The sequence below is a fragment of the Pseudocolwellia agarivorans genome (assembly GCF_002000085.1).
In the GTDB taxonomy this organism is placed as follows: Bacteria; Pseudomonadota; Gammaproteobacteria; order Enterobacterales; family Alteromonadaceae; genus Pseudocolwellia; species Pseudocolwellia agarivorans.
Genome location: NZ_MUZU01000002.1, coordinates 105,256 through 121,518, shown reverse-complemented (window position 1 = coordinate 121,518; position 16,263 = coordinate 105,256). Strand labels below are relative to the sequence as shown.

General features: G+C 36.0%; 17 protein-coding genes. 10 read left to right on the top strand and 7 right to left on the bottom strand.

Translation table 11 applies throughout. From position 1 onward, the window contains the following. Positions 1–31 precede the first annotated feature (31 nt). Positions 32–943, bottom strand: coding sequence for a MipA/OmpV family protein (locus tag B0X80_RS03620; protein ID WP_077338457.1), 912 nt, complete (start codon positions 941–943; stop codon positions 32–34). Positions 944–1,154: 211 nt separating this feature from the next. Between B0X80_RS03620 and B0X80_RS03615 the strand changes: the two genes are divergently transcribed. Further along, a complete protein-coding gene (locus tag B0X80_RS03615; RefSeq protein ID WP_077338456.1) occupies positions 1,155–2,486 on the top strand; it encodes a DEAD/DEAH box helicase in 1,332 nt (443 codons plus the stop codon). Positions 2,487–2,508: 22 nt separating this feature from the next. After that, positions 2,509–2,925, top strand: coding sequence for a GFA family protein (locus B0X80_RS03610; RefSeq protein WP_077338455.1), 417 nt, complete (start codon positions 2,509–2,511; stop codon positions 2,923–2,925). A 21-nt stretch (positions 2,926–2,946) separates the two neighbouring features. Here B0X80_RS03610 and B0X80_RS03605 read toward each other — a convergent pair whose 3' ends face one another. Further along, complete coding sequence (locus B0X80_RS03605) at positions 2,947–3,786, bottom strand: 23S rRNA (adenine(2030)-N(6))-methyltransferase RlmJ (RefSeq protein WP_077338454.1); 840 nt, start codon at positions 3,784–3,786, stop codon at positions 2,947–2,949. Between the two features lie 178 nt (positions 3,787–3,964). On the opposite strand from B0X80_RS03605, the gene B0X80_RS03600 reads away from it, so the two are divergent. Next, positions 3,965–4,783 carry a mechanosensitive ion channel family protein gene (locus B0X80_RS03600; protein ID WP_077338453.1) on the top strand — a complete coding sequence of 273 codons (819 nt, stop codon included), beginning with the start codon at positions 3,965–3,967 and terminating at the stop codon, positions 4,781–4,783. A 97-nt stretch (positions 4,784–4,880) separates the two neighbouring features. Here the strand turns inward: B0X80_RS03600 and B0X80_RS03595 are convergent, their stop codons facing one another. The 4 genes from B0X80_RS03595 to B0X80_RS03580 form a co-directional block, all read right to left on the bottom strand. Beyond that, positions 4,881–6,473 (bottom strand): ABC-F family ATPase, encoded by a 1,593-nt coding sequence (locus B0X80_RS03595; RefSeq protein WP_077338452.1) that lies wholly within the window; start codon positions 6,471–6,473, stop codon positions 4,881–4,883. A 106-nt stretch (positions 6,474–6,579) separates the two neighbouring features. Then, positions 6,580–8,781 carry a YgiQ family radical SAM protein gene (locus B0X80_RS03590; protein ID WP_217697132.1) on the bottom strand — a complete coding sequence of 734 codons (2,202 nt, stop codon included), beginning with the start codon at positions 8,779–8,781 and terminating at the stop codon, positions 6,580–6,582. 325 nt (positions 8,782–9,106) lie between these two features. Then, positions 9,107–9,748, bottom strand: coding sequence for an alpha-ketoglutarate-dependent dioxygenase AlkB family protein (locus tag B0X80_RS03585; RefSeq protein WP_245825384.1), 642 nt, complete (start codon positions 9,746–9,748; stop codon positions 9,107–9,109). A 50-nt stretch (positions 9,749–9,798) separates the two neighbouring features. Then, entirely contained in the window at positions 9,799–10,692 is an 894-nt protein-coding gene (locus B0X80_RS03580) for a LysR family transcriptional regulator ArgP (RefSeq protein WP_089024830.1), read from the bottom strand. A 173-nt stretch (positions 10,693–10,865) separates the two neighbouring features. Here B0X80_RS03580 and B0X80_RS03575 point away from each other — a divergent pair, with 173 nt between their 5' ends. Both B0X80_RS03575 and B0X80_RS03570 read left to right on the top strand, forming a co-directional pair. Next, positions 10,866–11,438 carry a LysE/ArgO family amino acid transporter gene (locus B0X80_RS03575; protein ID WP_245825383.1) on the top strand — a complete coding sequence of 191 codons (573 nt, stop codon included), beginning with the start codon at positions 10,866–10,868 and terminating at the stop codon, positions 11,436–11,438. A gap of 95 nt (positions 11,439–11,533) precedes the next feature. Continuing rightward, complete coding sequence (locus B0X80_RS03570; RefSeq protein ID WP_077338449.1) at positions 11,534–12,115, top strand: DJ-1/PfpI family protein; 582 nt, start codon at positions 11,534–11,536, stop codon at positions 12,113–12,115. A 10-nt stretch (positions 12,116–12,125) separates the two neighbouring features. On the opposite strand, the gene B0X80_RS03565 is transcribed toward B0X80_RS03570, so the two are convergent. Then, positions 12,126–12,962 (bottom strand): AraC family transcriptional regulator, encoded by an 837-nt coding sequence (locus tag B0X80_RS03565; protein WP_077338448.1) that lies wholly within the window; start codon positions 12,960–12,962, stop codon positions 12,126–12,128. 123 nt (positions 12,963–13,085) lie between these two features. On the opposite strand from B0X80_RS03565, the gene B0X80_RS03560 reads away from it, so the two are divergent. The 5 genes from B0X80_RS03560 to B0X80_RS03540 all read left to right on the top strand — a co-directional run bounded on the left by B0X80_RS03560 (position 13,086) and on the right by B0X80_RS03540 (position 16,228). After that, complete coding sequence (locus B0X80_RS03560) at positions 13,086–13,553, top strand: YHS domain-containing (seleno)protein (RefSeq protein ID WP_076419203.1); 468 nt, start codon at positions 13,086–13,088, stop codon at positions 13,551–13,553. A gap of 88 nt (positions 13,554–13,641) precedes the next feature. Next, entirely contained in the window at positions 13,642–13,929 is a 288-nt protein-coding gene (locus B0X80_RS03555) for a BufA1 family periplasmic bufferin-type metallophore (RefSeq protein ID WP_077338447.1), read from the top strand. 29 nt (positions 13,930–13,958) lie between these two features. After that, entirely contained in the window at positions 13,959–14,930 is a 972-nt protein-coding gene (locus B0X80_RS03550; protein ID WP_077338446.1) for an MbnB/TglH/ChrH family RiPP precursor modification enzyme, read from the top strand. Further along, on the top strand, positions 14,923–15,744 hold the full coding sequence (locus B0X80_RS03545; RefSeq protein ID WP_175623866.1) for an HvfC/BufC N-terminal domain-containing protein: 822 nt from the start codon (positions 14,923–14,925) through the stop codon (positions 15,742–15,744). Before B0X80_RS03550 ends, B0X80_RS03545 begins: the two co-directional genes overlap by 8 nt. A gap of 46 nt (positions 15,745–15,790) precedes the next feature. Next, entirely contained in the window at positions 15,791–16,228 is a 438-nt protein-coding gene (locus tag B0X80_RS03540) for a DoxX family protein (RefSeq protein ID WP_077338444.1), read from the top strand. Positions 16,229–16,263 lie beyond the last annotated feature (35 nt).

Genomic DNA, 16,263 nt, shown 5'->3' with positions numbered 1-16,263 from the left:
TTTAAGCTAGCCTTTTTTATTGCTTAATATTTTACCAATGGGCTTTACTATCGCTTTTGTATAATCGCCAAACAAAACCTAAAGAAGCACTGTAGGTAATATCTTTTTCATATAAAGGACTATTTTCATTGGCTGCGCCTGAGTGTATTTGTGCGCCTATACCTGCAAAACCTCGAATACTATCGCTTATTGGAAACGATACACTAAGTCTTAGTCTTGTACCTAAGTAACCGCTTTTTGCGTTATAAGCTGGGCGAGTGTCAGTAGCAAATTCATCAGACACCTCATAAAAGTAATCTTGAAAGCGTTCAGTCGCGAATACCATACCAATAGAAGTACTTAGAGCAGTCCCTTCAAATAATCGACCTCGTTGTTGGTAAGTTATAACCGGATTAAGTACAAATCCTCGGTCGTCGATGGTTGAAAAGTCAGTTGAAAATGCTGCTCTCACTTGTAACCTCGCGTTTAAACGGGCATTACCACCATTTTCAAATTTATAATCTTTAAGTTTATAAATAGCTTGCGGGCCTATTTCTAATAAAAAATCAAGCTCCGGCATACCTTCTCTAACCGTACCGTTTTCACTGTCAGCAGAAAAAGCACCACCAAAAGATAAGCCGGCTTCTAAATTATTTTTATCAACCACAACGGCTCTAACACCATTTCCATCACCGACTCTGAATATATCTCCTCGATAAACAACATAGGGGGCTGCAGCTGTTATTGTGTTTCTTTGTGATGATGCTGGGTAATTAGGAACTTCAATTGCTCCACCACCTACACCAACTTCCCAAAGAGAAAGTGTTTCATTAAGGTTTTCAAATCCGTTTAAGTTCCGCTCAACAGATATATTTTTAATTTTATTTTGCTCTTCAGCATTAACGTTAGTGGCGCAAATCAATAAACATCCTATAACGATAGCGTGATTACTTTTTAAAAACATAAAATCTCTTTAGTTGAAGTCATTGTAAGTGGAGAGAGGGCTATAATAGTGTCCTTACGATTAAATTTACAATAAGGATCAAAAATTAACTATTCAATATTTTGGTTCTCTCGTATTTTTTGCGCTACAAACATAAATACTTGTCATTACTTATCAATATAAAGGTTATAATAGATGAGTTGTTTTTATTATTTTTACCTTGGAGTTTCGTTTGCAGTTTAGTGATTTTGGATTAGATAGCGGTTTAATGTCGACAGTTGAACATTTAGGTTTTACTGCACCAACAGAAATACAGCAGCAAGCAATACCAGCTGCAATGAAAGGTCATGACTTAATTGCCTCATCTAAAACAGGTTCGGGCAAAACGTTAGCCTTTATTATTCCTGCCATGCAGCGATTAACTAGAAACCGGGCGTTGAGTAAAAGAGACCCACGTGTACTTATTTTAACGCCAACACGAGAATTAGCTAAACAAGTGTTTAGTCAATTACGAATGTTTACTTCATCTTCGCAATTTAAAGCTGTATTAATTTTAGGTGGCGAAAACTTTAACGACCAAGTTAAAACCATAGAAAAAGACCCTCATTTTATTGTTGCAACACCTGGGCGTTTAGCCGATCACTTAAAACAAGGTCACTTCTACCTAAATGGTTTAGAGTTACTAATTTTAGATGAAGCAGATCGTATGTTAGATCTGGGTTTTTCTAAAGAACTGACCTTAATTAATGAAGCTGCAGATCACCGTAAACGCCAAACTCTTATGTTTTCAGCAACCTTAGATCATGCACAAGTGAACGACTTTGCATCTGCGTTATTAAAAAAACCAAAGCGTATTGCGATTAATGCAGGTCATACAGAGCATGAAGACATTACGAAACGCTTTTATTTATGTGACAACTTAGATCATAAACAAGCCTTACTAGAGCATTTTCTAAACACTGAAACTATTCAACAGCTTATTATTTTTACCGCAACAAGAAGTGATACCGAACGACTATCACAAGTGCTAAATGAACAAGGCCACGATTCTATTGCATTGAGTGGAGAGCTAAACCAAGGCCAACGTAACCAAATTATGGAAAGCTTTAGTAAAGGCCAACATAAAGTGCTGGTAACAACAGATCTGGCTTCGCGTGGTTTAGATCTTGTTAATGTATCTCACGTTATTAACTTTGATATGCCTAAACATACTGAAGAATTTGTACACCGTATAGGTCGTACAGGTAGAGCTGGTAGTACAGGTGATTCTATTTCTTTAGTTGGCCCTAAAGATTGGGTAAGTTTGAAAAACGTGGAAGGCTTTCTACAACAAAAAGTGACTTTTGATTCAGTAGAAGGGTTAAAAGGTAAGTTTAAAGGTATAAAACCTAAGAAGCCTAAAGCGGTTGTTAAAGCGAAAACACAAGATAAAGCGCGAACAGAAAACAAACCCAAAGCACGTAAAATGGTTAAAAAGCAATTTGTTAGTGAAGAAGCAGGGCATAGACCTATTATGCGTAAGCAAAGCGCTTTGCAAGAACGAGATGAAAATGAGCAAGATTAGTTAAATTAGGAATAAAAGTAGTATGAATACAGGCAGTTGTTTATGTAAAGGGATCAGATTTAAGGTTAATAAGTTTGAACCACTTGTAGGGCATTGCCACTGCACCATGTGTCAAAAGTTTCATGGTGCCGCATTTTCAACGTTCGTTGAAGTTAAACTCCATCAATTTCATTGGCTATCAGGCAAAGAACTCCTTTCTTCTTATACATCTGAGAACAAAACTGTACGAAGCTTCTGTAACGTTTGTGGTGCTAGTTTATTTTTTGAATCTGAATATAATCGAAACGATAAAACGATTGAGGTATCGTTAGCTGCTTTTGATCATGTAGATAATATTGAAGGCATAAAGCCTGATGCACATATATTTACTGAATCAAAAGCAAGCTGGGTTGAGATAAACGATGATTTAGCTAAACACAAAACCTATCGGTCTGAATAAATAACAGCGAAATAAAACTAATTACTCTTCAATAATCTGCTCTAAACTAAAACTACTTTCGCTACTCCCCAGCTTATTTTTCAAATACGGTAAAATAATTTCTAGTTGTTGAGCCAATTGCCAAGGTGGATTAACCACAAATAAACCTGTTCCTGTCATCCCGTATGCGTCTGTATCTTTTTGCATGCAAAACTCTACCTGTAATACATTTTTCACATCACTTGCGATAAATTGCTCTCTCATCTTATCAATAAGTTCTCGTGTAACCACGGGATACCATAATATATAAGTACCTGTAGCAAATTTCTTATATGCACTAATTATGGTTTTAACGGCTTTAGTGTAATCTTCTTTTAGCTCGTATGGTGGATCAATTAATACTACGCCACGACGGCTTGGTGGTGGTAATAAAGATAAAATACCTTGATAACCATCAGATTGTTTAACGTGAGATTTACTCCAACGTTCACAAAACTCGGTTAAGTGGTTAATGTCGGTTGAATGAAGTTCAAATAAATGAGCGCTGTCTTGTCTTCGAGAAAATTCTTTCGCTACTGCAGGCGAGCCAGGATAAAGCTTAAGTTCTTCAGCTTGGTTAAAAGATTGAATAAGAGCGATATATTCTTCTAACGCTTCAGGAATATCATCATTATTAATGAGTTTCGCAATACCTTGTTTATATTCACCCGTTTTTTGTGCGTACTCTTCGGTGAGTTGATACATACCAGCACCTGAGTGACTGTCGATATAAGTGTAACCTTTATCTTTTCTTGTCATATATTCAAGTACATTTGTTAAAACAGCATGTTTTAACACATCTGCAAAATTTCCGGCGTGGAAGGCGTGACGGTAACTTAACAAGGTGAAAACCTTCTTTATAGTGAGATAATTTTAAGGGCGCTATTATACGGAAAAAAAATGTTTCTGAGTAAAATAAATTTTTACATATGTTAATAAAATGTAAATATTAGTGGACTTTGTTTAATTATGCGCTAACCTTATAGGCAGAATTTTAATATAAATTTAATTAGGAATGATTATGGAAACAATTGAACAGTACTCAGATCAAATATTTGGTTACGCAGTTGAGTACGGCGGACAAGCATTAATGGCGTTAGCGGTATTAATTATTGGTTTATGGATAATTAAGCGTATTAGCAAAGCAGTAAACGTTGGTTTTTCTAAAAGCTTAAAAGACGAAACCTTAATCTCGTTTTTAACTGGTGGCGTTAATATCCTATTAAAAGTGTTATTAATTATCAGTGTTGCCTCAATGGTTGGTATTGAAACTACGTCGTTTATTGCTGTACTTGGTGCTGCAGGTTTAGCAATTGGTATTGCTTTACAAGGTAGTTTATCTAACTTTGCTGGTGGCGTAATGCTACTTATATTCCGTCCAATTCGTGTCGGCGATTATATTGAAGCGCAAGGTGAGTCTGGTGTTGTGATCGAAATGGGTATTTTCGTTACTTTATTAGAAACATTTGATAAGCGTATTATTGTTATTCCTAATGGTCCTTTATCTAATGGTAACTTAACTAACTTCACAAAAAGCCCTGTTCGTGCAGTAGAAGTTACTTTTTGTATTAGTTATACCGATGATATGAAAGTTGCTCGTGATGCATTAACCAATTTAATGAATAGTGATGAAAGAATTTTAAAAGAAGAAGGTAATGTTGTTGCTGTTACTAACTTAAACGATAGTTCGGTTGATATTCTTTACCGCGCATTTGTTAAAACAGATGATTACTGGGGATATTATTTTGATATTCATGAACAAGGTAAACTTGCTTTAGAAGCTGCTGGTTGTTCTATTCCGTTCCCACAACAAGATGTACATTTGTTTAAGAAAGACTAAACCTAGATTGAAAGTATAAATTTAGAATACTAAAAAGCCTTTAATTCTTACGAGTTAAAGGCTTTTTTAAATGGATAACTTACTTAAGGCAAATAGGTTAAACTTGAGAAGCTAAATACTCATTGTAAGTACCAGCAAAGTCGCTGTAGCTATTTTCTTTAAGTTCAATAACACGTGTCGCGATACTTGAAACGAACTCACGGTCATGACTCACAAAAATAATAGTCCCTTCAAATTGCTCCATCGCCATGTTTAATGATTCAATCGATTCCATATCCATGTGGTTAGTTGGTTCATCCATCACAAGAATATTAGGTTTTTGCATCATTATTTTACCAAATAACATACGGCCTTGTTCACCACCTGATAACACTTTAACTGACTTTTTAATATCGTCAGCAGAAAACAATAAACGACCTAAATAACCACGTACTGCTTGCTCATCATCTGTTGGTTGACGCCATTGGCTCATCCATTCGAATAATGTCATGTCAGTTTCAAATTCGTGAGCATGGTCTTGTGCGTAGTAACCAATGTTCACGTTTTCTGACCAAGTTAACTCACCTGTGTCATTTGCATAGCCAGCATCATTCATTAGCATACGTAAAAAGGTTGTTTTACCCACGCCGTTTTCACCAATAACAGCAACACGTTCACCAACTTCTATCATCATAGATAAGTCTTTTAGTACGTGGTTGTCGTCAAAACTTTTTGATACGTTTTCAAGTACCAAAGCGTTTCTGAATAATTTCTTTTCTTGCTCAAAACGAATAAATGGATTTACACGGCTTGAGGCTTTAACGTCAGCCAATTGAATTTTATCGATTTGTTTAGCACGAGAAGTCGCTTGTTTAGCTTTTGAAGCGTTTGCCGAGAAACGAGCAACGAAAGCTTGAAGCTCACCAATTTGCGCTTTTTTCTTGGCGTTATCGGCAATTAATTGTGCTCTTGCTTGTGTAGAAGCCAACATATATTCATCGTAGTTACCAGGGAATACGTTTAATTCACCGTAATCTAAATCAGCCATGTGAGTACATACAGAGTTTAAGAAATGTCTATCATGCGAAATGATGATCATGGTTGAATCACGTTCGTTTAAGGTTTCTTCTAACCATTGAATGGTGTGAATATCCAAGTTGTTGGTTGGTTCGTCGAGTAATAAAATATCTGGATCAGAGAATAATGCTTGAGCCAATAGAACACGAAGTTTCCATCCGGGAGCTACTTCACTCATTAAGCCGTAATGTTGATCTACTGGAATACCAACCCCCATTAATAGCTCACCGGCACGACTTTCTGCGCTGTAACCGTCCATCTCAGCATATTCAGACTCTAAGTCGCCAACACGCATACCTTCTTCTTCACTCATTTCTGGTAAAGCATAAATACGGTCACGTTCTTCTTTAACAGCCCATAACTCGGTATGGCCCATAATAACGGTATCAACTACAGAATATTCTTCAAAGCCAAACTGGTCTTGGCGTAATTTACCAATGCGTTCATTGGGATCTAAACTCACATTTCCTGATGTTTGCTCTAAATCACCACCCAGTATTTTCATAAAGGTAGATTTACCACAACCATTGGCACCAATTAAACCGTAGCGATTACCACCACCGAATTTTTGTGAGATGTTTTCGAAAAGAGGTTTTGCACCAAACTGTTGAGTAATATTATTTGCAGCTAACACGTTTTATTCTTCCTTCAATTAAAAATTTTACATACGTTTTATCTCATTATTTATAATTAAATAAAACGTATGGTTACTAAATGGGTGATTTATTTGTTAATAGTTTCTAAGGTTTTTTATTTTTAGGTTTACGGTCGTTAAACTGATTTTCACTAAAGCGCGTTAACCCTTGTTTACCTTTACTTGCTGGTTTTGGCTTTTTACCGTAAGCTCTAGTTTGCCCTGGAGAGGTTTTCTTACCCGTTGAGTTATTCTTGCCTTTACCATTATTCTTGTAGTGTTGTTTATTTAATTCACCACGGGTTTCTGCAGGTACTAAGCACGAAGGACCAGAACCAATAAGCTTTCTTAGCCCCATTTTTGTTAGTTCTTCTCTGATCATCGGCCAGTTAGCTGGATCATGATAACGCAATATCGCTTTATGCAAACGACGTTGAATGGTGCCTTTAGGGACGTTCACTTTCTCACTGTTTTTTCTTACATTTTTCAGTGAGTCAATTTCTGTATGGTATAAAGTCGTCGCATTCGCTAATGGAGACGGATAAAAATTTTGTACTTGGTCTAACTTAAAGTCATTTTCTTTTAACCATAGCGCAAGGTTCACCATGTCTTTATTGGTTGTACCGGGATGCGCCGAAATGAAGTAAGGGATCAAGTATTGTTTTTTACCGGCAAGTTTTGAGTAATGATCAAACATTTCTTTAAACTTGTCGTAGCTGCCCATACCTGGCTTCATCATTTTATTTAATGGGCCTTCTTCAGTATGTTCTGGTGCTATTTTTAAGTAACCGCCAACATGATGTGTAGCCAGTTCTTTTACGTATTCTGGCGACTCAATCGCTAAGTCGTAACGAACACCTGAGGCAATTAATACTTTTTTAATGCCTGGTATTTTACGAGCTTTACGGTATAGCTCTACGGTAGGTGTTTGGTCGGTATCTAAATGACCACAAATGGTTGGCCATACACAAGAGGGTTTACGACAGGTAGCTTCTGCTTTTTCACTTTTACAACGTAGTTTATACATGTTGGCTGTTGGGCCACCCAAATCGGATATTACGCCAGTAAAACCAGGAACTTTAAGTTTGATATCTTCAATTTCATTCAAAATAGATTCTTCTGAACGACTTTGAATAATACGACCTTCATGCTCTGTAATGGAACAGAATGTACAACCACCAAAACAACCACGCATAATGTTGATTGATGTTTTGATCATGTCGTAAGCGGGGATTTTTGCTTTACCGTAACTTGGGTGTGGCACGCGTTGATAATTTAAATCAAAAACACTGTCCATTTCAGCTTCAGATAACGGCTGAGCTGGTGGGTTTAACCAAATAATTCTATCGCCATGACTTTGCACTAATGGCTTAGCTGATGTTGGGTTAACTTCTTGATGGAAAATACGAGAAGCATGGGCGTATAACATTTTGTTATCGCGTACTTGTTCGTATGTGGGTAAATTAATATAAGTGGTTTCCCAAGGCTTTAATTTATCTTTCCAACTTTTGTTTTGATAATCTTTTATCTCAATCACTTGTGGTGATTTAGTGACGTCTGTTGCTAACGCCGAGTTTTTATCATTTTCAGCTGCTTCAGCACTGTTAGTTTCACAGCTGCTTTCAGTCATGTCTTGATAAGGGCTATAGATAGGATCGATTTTACCTGGCTTGTCTATGTTTCTAGAGTCTATGCCTTTCCAGCCGGGTAGAGCGTGCTTAGCTAAAAATGCACTACCTCTAACATCAGTGATACTTTTGGCTTCTTCGCCATTTGCTATTCTATGAGCAATTTCGATAAGAGGGCGTTCAGCGTTGCCATATATTAATAAGTCGGCTTTAGAGTCAAATAATACAGAGCGACGAACTTTGTCTGACCAATAGTCGTAATGAGCTACGCGACGTAAACTTGCTTCAATACCGCCAATAATTACTGGTACGCCTTTATAAGCTTCTTTACAGCGTTGAGTATAAACATTGACTGCGCGATCTGGACGTTTTCCGCCTTCATCATTCGGTGTGTAAGCATCATCATGGCGTATTCTACGTTCAGCGGTATAGCGGTTGATCATTGAATCCATGTTGCCAGAAGTTACACCAAAAAATAAATTGGGTTGACCTAACTGCATGAAAGCGTCTTTCGAGCTCCAATCTGGTTGAGCAATAATGCCAACACGAAAACCTTGGGCTTCTAACATACGACCAATAATGGCCATACCAAAGCTAGGGTGATCTACATAAGCATCGCCGGTAACAATAATAATGTCGCAACTATCCCATCCTAAAACGTCCATTTCTGCACGAGACATAGGTAAAAATGGTGCTGTGCCGTAGCATTCAGCCCAGTATTTAGGGTAATCGAATAATAACTTACTCGTTTGGGTAACTCTGTCGGTAGACTTCACGTTGCAACTCTTAGTTAAACTTGGGCAAACTTTGACGCGATTATACCTAGTGCCTCTTTAAATAGGAATTTTCTTTCAATTATTTCGGGGGGCTTTTATAACTTTTAACTGTATTGATGAGATAAGTGTGAATTAACAGGTTAACACTATATTAAAAAAGGAAACCTCAGTGTTTCCTTTTTTAATATCTAGGGGAGGGAAATACTTAGACTTTAATTAACCTGCCAAATTATTTCGTTTGTATAATTGTTCTAAAAGTTAAATTTATTCTAGGTGAATGAATTTGAGTTGTTGCTGGTAGTTTATGTAACCAATAATGCTGTATTTCATCTTTCATCACTAAAATACTTCCATGCTGTAACAGTAAGTTGATCGTTTCTTGTGACTCTTTATGTTTAAAAGAAAATTTACGTTCAGCACCAAAGGTTAAAGAAGCAATAGCGCCATGAGGTTTTAAGTCTTTTTCATTGTCGCTATGCCAGCCAACGCCTTCGGTACCATCATGATATAAATTTAGTAAACACGAGTTATAGCTTTCGCCTGTAACCAACTCAACTTTTTCTTTTAATTTACATAGTAAGGGTGTCCAAGGCAGAGCTATTTTACTGGCATTTGAATAAGTATAACGAAACGGTTGAGAACCATACCAAGCGACTTTTCGTTTGGTAATGATGTGCTTTCCATACATAGCAGATTCGTCATTGCGCCATAGGGTATTATTTAAAAGTTGCTGATAACAAGCATTTGCAGTTCGAGGAGAAAATACCACACCATAATAGTTAACTGTGCCATCTCGATGTAGCCAGTTTTTTAATGATTGATCTGATCCTTCAAATAAATCCATTGATAAATTATCGCTAATTTTATTCATTTTTTACGACTTTTTAAGCTATTGGCTGCTGAATTAATTAAAAAGGTAACTTACCTTAAAACTTTATTACCTTCTTTTATTATTGTATCAGACACCTTTTTAAATACCCCTTTTACTAGCGACCATCTATGCCAATAAAGTGTTCTGATGAGTTGTTTATTAGGCAATAGGTTAACTAACTCGCCAGATTTTAATTCATTTTCTATTTGTAACTCAGCAATTAAACAATAAGCTAAGCCTTGTTTTGCAAAAGTGACAAAGGCTTCGGAGGAGTGAACAATATGGTAAGGGTAACTTCCAAAGGATAGACCAAATTCAGACTCAATAAATTCAGCATGCATTTTATCTTTATGATCAAATAACAATCCTGGCGCTTTTATTAAAGTATTTTTATTAATTCCTTGCTTGAAAAACTTGTTTTTAAAACTCGGTGAGGCAACAAGGGTATAATTCATAACTCCTAATTTATCCACAACACAGCCGGATAATGGCGTTTCTTGTGTACTAATAGCACCAAAAACCTCACCGTCTTTTAACTTGTAAATAGTATTAGTTTCATTCGCAACCTCCAAATTTAGCTCGATAGGGTGCTTGTTAATTAAAGGTGTTAATACAGGCACTAACCACGTAGCTAAGCTATCGGCATTTGTCGCTAAGGAAATTCTAATAGGCGATATAGGATCTTCAGGAAATATTTGAGGTAATAAATCAGCTTCTAATTGTTGAACTTGGTAGTAATGATTTAGTAATTTCTTACCTACCTCTGTTGCTACTATAGGAGTTGAACGAATAAGAATAGGTTGAGAAATTAATTGCTCTAACTGCTTTATGCGTAGTGATACCGCTGGTTGAGTCAAAAATAAAAACTCTGCGGCTTTCTCAAAACTTTGTAATTTAATTACCGCACTAAAAGCATGTAATAGTTTATAGTCAATATTTTTCATAAAGAGTGTATTAATAAAATTAATGGCTTATAAATAGTATTAATTATATTTATGGTTAGTTAAAGGGTAATCTTCTTTTAATTCTATACACACAACGTTTATTTAATAAATAGAGAGGTTAAATACCCATGATATTGTCAGCATTGTTACAGGGACTAATTCTTGGTGCGGGAATGATCATTCCAATAGGTGCCCAAAATGCCTATATTATAGGGCAAGGTATTAATCGTAATCATCACTTATTGGCTGCAACCTTATGCCTTATTTGTGACATTACATTAATTCTGGCAGGGATATTTGGTGCTAGTGTATTAATTAGTAGTAGCGAATTACTGATGCAAATAATTACATGGGGTGGAGTTTTGTTTTTATCTTTTTATGGGCTTATATCTTTTAAAGCTTTTTTCAAAAATACTTATGAACAATCTCATAATAAAGCTAGCTTCAAAAGTAAAAAAGTTGTTATTGCTACAACTCTCGCTGTAACTCTGCTAAACCCTCATGTTTATTTAGATACTGTTATGATTTTAGGTAGTGTTGGTGGTCAGTTTGAGGGTGATGCCCAACTCGCGTTTGCATTGGGGACTATTATGGCATCAATCATGTGGTTTTATGGTTTAGCCACTGGTGCAGCTAAAATGGGACCTCTTTTATCAAAACCTAGCGTGTTAAGAGGTATTGATTTTGCAGTAGGGTGTATTATGTGGTTTATCGCTTTTACTTTGTATATGAATACGCTTAACTGAATTAGGGGCTGTTAAACTTTTCTTATTTTTTACAGTAGCTTATTCGCCTATTAAACATGATAGATCAACAGAACTAATATTAATAAGGAAAGTTAATGACAAATATTGGAATTTACATTTACGACAATGCTGAAGTTTTAGATTTTTCAGGACCGTTTGAAGTGTTTACAACGGCAGAAAGAATTTCTCAACAACCATTATTTAATACATTTTTAATTAATCAGGCTAATCCAATCGTTAATGCTAGAGCAAATTATAAACTTGTACCCGATTATCAAATTAATAATCATCCAGAAATTGATTTATTAATAGTCGTTGGTGGCGATCATACAAACGAAGTGAACAAAAAACAGGTAATCAACTGGATTAAAGCGCAGAGTGAAAAAGCTAAGTTAGTTGCTTCAGTGTGCACAGGAGCATTCTTATTAGCTAAAGCAGGGGTTATTCATAATCATGAAGTAACCACTCATTGGGAAGATATTGACGATCTCCAAACGCAATACCCAAAGCTAAACGTTAAGCGCAATGTGCGTTGGGTCGAACAAGGAAATATCATCACATCTGGTGGCATTTCAGCGGGTATGGATATGAGCTTATACCTTGTAAGTAAGTTAGCTTCAGAAGAACACGCAGTAGCTACAGCTAAACAAATGGAATTTAGCTGGACAAAAATATAAGAAGTAAGATTTAAGCAGGGGGTTGTAAACTATCTAACCATTCTTTTGGTGATAAACCACAGGTTTTTCTAAATACTCTAGCAAGGGCTGAAGCTGTTTCGTAGCCTACGCTGTTGGCAACAATACTGACACTTTTTCCTTGTTTTAATAAGGTTTGTGCAACCCCCACTCGCCAGTTGACTAAATACTCATTGGGTGTTTGCCCAATCACTTTCTTAAATTCTTCTGCAAATTTAGAACGAGACATCGCAGCATTCTCAGCCATTATTTCTAGAGTCCAACTTTTTTCAGGGGCATTATGTAACTTCTGTAATACCTTTTTTAATTGCGGATGCATCAGTCCAGACAACATACCTTGTGCTAGTTCGCCTTTGTTTAATAAAGAACGGATCATGTTAATAATAAATATTTCCATAAGGCGATTCATCACGGCTTGTCTACCTTGTTGCTCTTCTTCTCCCGCTTCTTGAATAATCCAATCAATATTTGTTTGTAAAAAAGGGGATTGCTCTAAAGGAAGAATTAATAAGTCAGGTAATGTGTCAGCCAATAAACTAGAAGTGCTACTACCATAACTTAAAGTTGCACAAATAAGCTCAGCATTATCTACTTCTCTTGCTTGCAGGCCGTGCTTAAGCGGTCTAGGAAGAAAAATGAGTGAAGGTCTATCTAGCACTATTTTTTGTTTGTTTAAGCCTACTATTGATAAAGTTCCGCTACGTAGTAAATGTATATGTCCCTCTAACGCATCATTATCGTTAAAGTTTGATAAGCCACAAAGCTTACCTGTGTAAAACACTCCAGCTTGTAATGTAAAGCGATCTATTATCTGAGAAAGGTGATCCATAGCAGTATTGGACGATATGATTCAAAGTGTGGACGATTGTATCCCACAGCAGTTCCGATAAAAACTATTATTTCATTCGTACTAAACACTAATTATTTATTATTAACGAATGAGGAAATCATTATGTATAAAACGACTTTAAAAACACTTTTAGCTGGTTCTATTTTAGCGGTAAGCAGCTTAACTTTTGCTGCCGACGTAGACATGAATGCTGATGCTAATGACTTAGCAATTCAAGGTTACGATCCAGTAAGTTATTTTACTAATTCTCAACCTACAATTGGTAACGCAAACTATACTGCAACATACAAAGGTGGTATATACCGTTTTAGTTCAGAAGAAAATCGTGACACGTTTAAAAGCAGTCCAGACAAGTATGCACCTCAGTACGGTGGGTATTGTGCATTTGGTGTATCAATGGAGAAAAAATTTGATACAGACCCATTAGCTTGGAAAATAGTTGATAACAAGCTATACCTTAACTTGAACAAGAGTGTTCAAAAGAAATGGTTAACAGATGTATCAGGATATTTAAATACAGCAAACGAAAACTGGCCTGAAATTAAAAGTGTTGAAGCAAAAAAACTTTAATTAATTACCAATTAAATGAAATTTAGAATCTATTTGTTCGTTCTTATAGATTCTAAACAGTAAGTTTAATTTTAAAAAGGAAATAACTATGAGTCATAAATTAGCATTATCAAGCGCATTAGCAGCAGCTCTTACTTTAGGTGTTGTTACAGATACAGTAGCTGGCGAAGAAAGAGTTAAAAAAGAAAAATGTTACGGAGTATCGTTAGCCGGACAAAATGATTGTAGCAATATTGCAGGTACACATTCTTGTGCTGGTCAATCAACAGTAGACAACGACCCAGGGGAGTGGCGTTTGGTAACTAAAGGTCAATGTAAAATTAAAGGCGGCTTAACGAGTAAAGAAGCTCGTGCAAAAATCAAGCAACAGTCTTAACTTTTTTCGATGTTTCTGGAGTAAAATTTATGATTTCTGAGAATCTAACAACATTAAATAAACTCCCTTTAATTGGTGTTGGTTTAAGGTATGAGCATTACGATGATGCCTTAAACGCTCCAGCAAACATCGACTTTATTGAGATCCATGCGGAAAACTTTTTTGCAAAAGGTGGTGCCAGTTATCAACTACTAAACGATATTAAGCAACACTATGCAATAAGTTTGCATGCAACTTCGTTAGGTCTTGGTTCAACAGTGCAAAGTCCACTTAAGCAAATAGAGCAGCTAAATACCTTAATAAAACGTTGTAAGCCTATTTTAGTATCAGATCATGCGTGTTTTAGTTGGGCTGATATTAATAATCATAATGTACATGGTGGCGATTTATTACCTGTACCCTTTAATGATGAAAGCCTCAATGTGATGGCGGCCAATGTTTTACGTGTACAACGTATTTTAGGTCGAACCATACTGGTGGAAAATTTATCAGCTTATATGGAATTACCGGGTTCTACTTATACTGAAAGTGAATTTTTAACTAAACTGTGCGAGCTTACAGAGTGTAAATTACTTATAGATTTAAACAACTTAGTAGTTAACGCAACAAATTATACTTTGTTAAATGAGTCTCACGAAAAAATTAACGTTGTTGAATATGCTAAACAGTGGCTAGCTGATATTCCAACGCATATTGTGGGAGAATTTCATTTGGCGGGTTGCACGCCTGTATCGGATAATAACTTGATGATAGATGATCACAGTAAACCGGTATCTATTGACACATGGTCAATTTATCACTTTGCTCTTACACGATTTGGCGCTATACCTACATTAGTTGAATGGGATGAAAACCTTCCGTCATGGGAAATATTAATAGCGGAAGCGAACAAAGCCAAAGATATCGCTAAGCTTGTTTTTGGTGATGATGAAACACTTGATTTTGACAATATAGTTAATCAAGAAAATGATATTGAATGTGAGAGTTTTCAACATGCTTAGTCAACAGCAATCAGTATTATTAAAGGCCATATTTTCGGGTGAAAATCTCCCTAATATGCCTAGTGAAAACAAAGGTCTTGAAATATATCAACGCAGTTTAATTGCTAATGCCGCACGCGCTTTATCAATAACCTTTGCAACGGTTCATTCATACCTGGGTAAAAAAACATTTGATGCAATAGTTGAAGCGTATTTAAAAACAGAGTTAAAACAAGAGTACGATTGGGGCGAGTTTGGTTATACATTTCCTCAATTTATTCAAACGCAGAGCGTGAATAATAGCTATTTACTTTCTCAAATTGCTAAGCTTGATTTTACTTGTCATCAATCAGAGCGAAGTCAAAATGTTGAAGTTGATTTAAGTACGCTTAATCTGCTTAGCGAACGTGATGCGTACGAATTGTATATAACCTTTTGTGCCGGTATAACGTTGATGCAGTCATCCATACCGTTGGACGAAGTTAATAATACCATTACTCAACTAACGCAAGAGCAAAAAATTAATGGACTTGATGATGTTACTCAGCAACTTACTGAGTTTTCAACAAGGTATAAAAACGGCAGTACTCAAAATAGCACACCCTACTGTTTTGTTATTTGGCGACCCGATTTTCAAGCGCAATATACCCGTATTACGACGGAAGAATACCAATGGATTCATATTCTGTTGGATAAAAGTAGAAAACAAAAAGCTTCTATAGGACAAGCACTTGATGAAATGCAAGATACAGAATTTTCATTAATTGAATGGTTACCTAAAGCGATAAAAGAACAACTTATTAATGGTATTTATATAAATTCATTAACAAGTTAATAATTATAACAACACCCATATTTATTCAAACACAAGGAACCTTAATATGACTTTTCAAAAAGTTAGGGATTTTCACAATCAAATTTTAGATTTTACGCAGATATTAGTTGCACCTGCATTTTTATTTACACGACTTTATATTGCGAATGTTTTCTTTAAATCAGGCTTAACTAAGTTGCGTGATTGGGAATCAACATTAATGTTATTTGAATATGAATACGAAGTGCCTGTATTGTCGTTTGAGGTTGCAGCTTGGCTTGCAACAGCTGGTGAATTAATACTGCCTGTTTTACTGGTATTAGGCTTATTTACACGACTTTCAGCGGTCGGTTTATTTATTGTAAACGCCGTTGCTGTTATTAGCCTTGTTGAAATTGCACCTGCAGCATTTAATGAGCATGTGTTATGGGGCAGTTTAATCGTCATGTTAATATTAATGGGTGCTCAACGATTCTCGTTAGATAGAAAATTAAATATCACTTAATTTATTTTAATGATGTTTGCAGTTCCCCCGCGATA